The organism is Pseudomonas sp. EGD-AK9 (assembly GCF_000465935.2).
Lineage (GTDB): Bacteria > Pseudomonadota > Gammaproteobacteria > Pseudomonadales > Pseudomonadaceae > Aquipseudomonas.
The window spans coordinates 1-2,587 of sequence record NZ_AVOF01000406.1 but is presented as its reverse complement, the minus strand read 5'-3'; the positions used below and the strand labels follow the sequence as shown (position 1 = coordinate 2,587).

Below are 2,587 nucleotides of genomic sequence, written 5' to 3'. Positions count from 1 at the left end.
ACCTCAGCCAGCTGGCGCGCGAGCTGGGCCTGGCGATGGCGCCGCTGGCCCATGCCCGCGGCGTCGCCCTGGCCCTGGAGGCCGAGCAGCCGGTGTGGATCGACGGCGAGCCGACCCTGCTCAACGAGCTGCTCAACAACCTGATCGACAATGCCCTGGCGCACACCCCGGCCGGCGGCAACCTGATCCTGCGGGTGCTGGCCCCGGCGCTGCTGGAGGTGGAGGACGACGGCCCGGGGATTCCCGAGGACGAGCATCAGAAAGTGTTCGAGCGCTTCTACCGGCGCGGCGCGCAGGGCAGCGGCGCCGGCCTGGGGCTGGCCATAGTCGGCGAGATCTGCCGCGCGCACCAGGCGCAGATCAGCCTGCACCAGGTGCAGCCGCATGGGTTGCGGGTGCGGGTGGAGTTCCCGTTAGGGGGTGAGGCTTAACGGCTGCTGGATCTCCAGCAGGTACTGCGCGACCTTGCCGCTGTCGCGCAGCTGCGCCAGGCCGCGGTTGAAGCGCGCGATGCGCTCAGCGTTGCCGGGCACCTCGCGCGACAGCAGCAGGTGCAGGCTGTCACTGCGCAGCGGTATGGGGTGGAAGCTCAGGCGGGCGCGGTCGGCGGCGCTGAAGTGCTGGTAGAGCATGTCGAAGCCGACCACCTTGTCCATCGGAAACAGCTCGACGCGGCCGGCCAGCAGCTGGCGAAAACCCTGTTCGTCGCTGGTCATGCGGGTCACCTGCAGTTCGCCCGCCGCCTCCGCCTGCTGGAAGGCCGAGCCGTAGTCGTAGCCGCGCGTGCCGGCGATGCGCAGGCCGCGCAGGTCGTCGATCGCGTTCCAGTCGAAGGCGCGGCTCTTGCGGTGAAACAGGTAGTAGCCGCTTTCCACCACCGGGTCGCTGATATGGAAGCGCTGCGCGCGCTCGGCGCTGTACAGCCACACCGCGCTGCCGTCGCGCTGGCCCTGTTCGGCCAGTTTCAGCGAGCGTGCCCAGGGGTGGAATTCCCACTGCACCTCGATGCCTTGCAGGGCGAAGGCCTCGGCGACGATGCGCGAGGCCACGCCGTGATGCGGCAGGCGCTCGCCCAGGTAGGGCGGCCACTCGCCGTTGGTCAGGCGCAGCGGCTCGGCAGCCTGCAGGCTACCCAGCAGTAGGGTGCAGAGGAGAAGGACGAGGCGCATGCGTGACGGCTTCCGACGAACCTGTGGGCTTGAGTCTAGAGGCAGATTGTCAGCCGCGCCGCGACGCTTTTATTGCAGCATGCTCATCGCCGCTTCCATGGCGGCGGAGAGGTCTTCGTCGGCCTGCATGTCGACGTTGGGGTCGAGGCCGAGCTTGGCGAAGGCCGGCACCGTGCTCCAGTCCAGCTGGGTGTAGGGGTGCTCGCTGCCCAGGTAGCTCTGCAGGGTGGCGACCTGGACGATGTCGACGTAGTCGACCTTGGCCGAGTCGCGGGCGAAGTTCAGGTACTGGCTGGGCACCATGGCGATCGGCTCGGGAAACTCCCAGGTGCGCAGGATCTTGTCGCCGATGATCGGGTGGATCTGTTCGATCACGTGGTTGAGGCTGATGGAGTCGGCCAGCAGTTCGTTGTGTTCCTCGGCGTAGGTGAGGATCGGCAGCACGCCGATCTGGTGCACCAGGCCGGCGAGGGTGGCCTGGTCCGGCATCAGGCGGGTGTAGTGGCGGCACAGCACATGGCAGATGCCGGCGATCTCGGTGCTCTTGTTCCACACCTCGCGCATCTTGCGGTCGACCACGTCGCTGGTGGCCTGGAACATCTGCTCCATGGCCAGGCCGGTGGCCAGGTTGCAGGTGTAGTTGATGCCCAGGCGGCTGACCGCCATCTGCAGGTCGGTGATTTCCTTGTTGGTGCGCAGCAGCGGGCTGTTGACCACCTTGATGATGCGCGCGGTGAGCGCGGCGTCGTTGCCGATCACCTTGCTGATCTGCGGGATGCCGATATCCGGATCTTCCGCGGCCTCGCGCACCTTCAGCGCCACCTCGGGCAGGGTGGGCAGCACCAGCTCGTCGTTCTCGATGGCGTGGATCAGTTCCTGTTGGACTCTTTCGGCAAGCTTGCTCATCAATGGGCTCTCTTAGGCGATCCGATGCGGCGCCAGGCAGTTTAGTCAGCGCTGGATTTCCTGGTCGGCATCCAGCTGATAAGGCAGATCGAGCAAAGTCAGCGTCGGCCCTTCGCCGCTGCCGAGATGGAGACGGCCATCGTTGACGGCATCTTCCTGCAACACGGCGAGCAGCTCAACGGTATCGCCCGCCTGGGCGGCCAGCACCACTTCGCCGACGCTGGAGCCGTGTACCGGCGAGAACAGTTCGACGCCGACGGCCGGGGTGTCCGTGCCGCTTAGGCGCAGGCGGTACAGGCGCCGTTTGAGCTTGCCCAGGTACTGCATGCGCGCAACGATTTCCTGGCCGGTGTAGCAGCCCTTCTTGAAGCTGACGCCGCCGAGAGCCTGCAGGTTGAGCATCTGCGGAATGAACAGCTCGCGGCTGGCGCCGAACACCTGGCCGACGCCGGCGCGCACCTGGGCCAGCAGCCAGTCGTTGAGCGGCGCCTGCGGCAGCGCGGCGGCCAGTC

General features: G+C 67.3%; 4 protein-coding genes. 1 reads left to right on the top strand and 3 read right to left on the bottom strand.

The window, feature by feature from the left end; translation table 11 throughout:
• A partial coding sequence (locus N878_RS17375) for a HAMP domain-containing sensor histidine kinase (protein ID WP_031303380.1) occupies nt 1–431 on the top strand: 431 nt, incomplete at its 5' end.
• Here N878_RS17375 and N878_RS17370 read toward each other — a convergent pair.
• The 3 genes from N878_RS17370 to N878_RS17360 form a co-directional block, all read right to left on the bottom strand.
• The gene (locus N878_RS17370; RefSeq protein ID WP_021444870.1) at nt 414–1,169 is read right to left on the bottom strand and encodes an ABC transporter substrate-binding protein; all 756 of its coding nucleotides are present in this window, start codon (nt 1,167–1,169) and stop codon (nt 414–416) included. The two genes, N878_RS17375 and N878_RS17370, sit on opposite strands and share 18 nt — an antisense overlap.
• Nucleotides 1,170–1,238: 69 nt before the next feature.
• Nucleotides 1,239–2,075 carry an HDOD domain-containing protein gene (locus N878_RS17365; RefSeq protein ID WP_021444869.1) on the bottom strand — a complete coding sequence of 279 codons (837 nt, stop codon included), beginning with the start codon at nt 2,073–2,075 and terminating at the stop codon, nt 1,239–1,241.
• 45 nt (nt 2,076–2,120) lie between these two features.
• Nucleotides 2,121–2,587: folate-binding protein YgfZ (locus N878_RS17360; RefSeq protein ID WP_021444868.1), on the bottom strand; the 467-nt coding region annotated here is incomplete at its 5' end.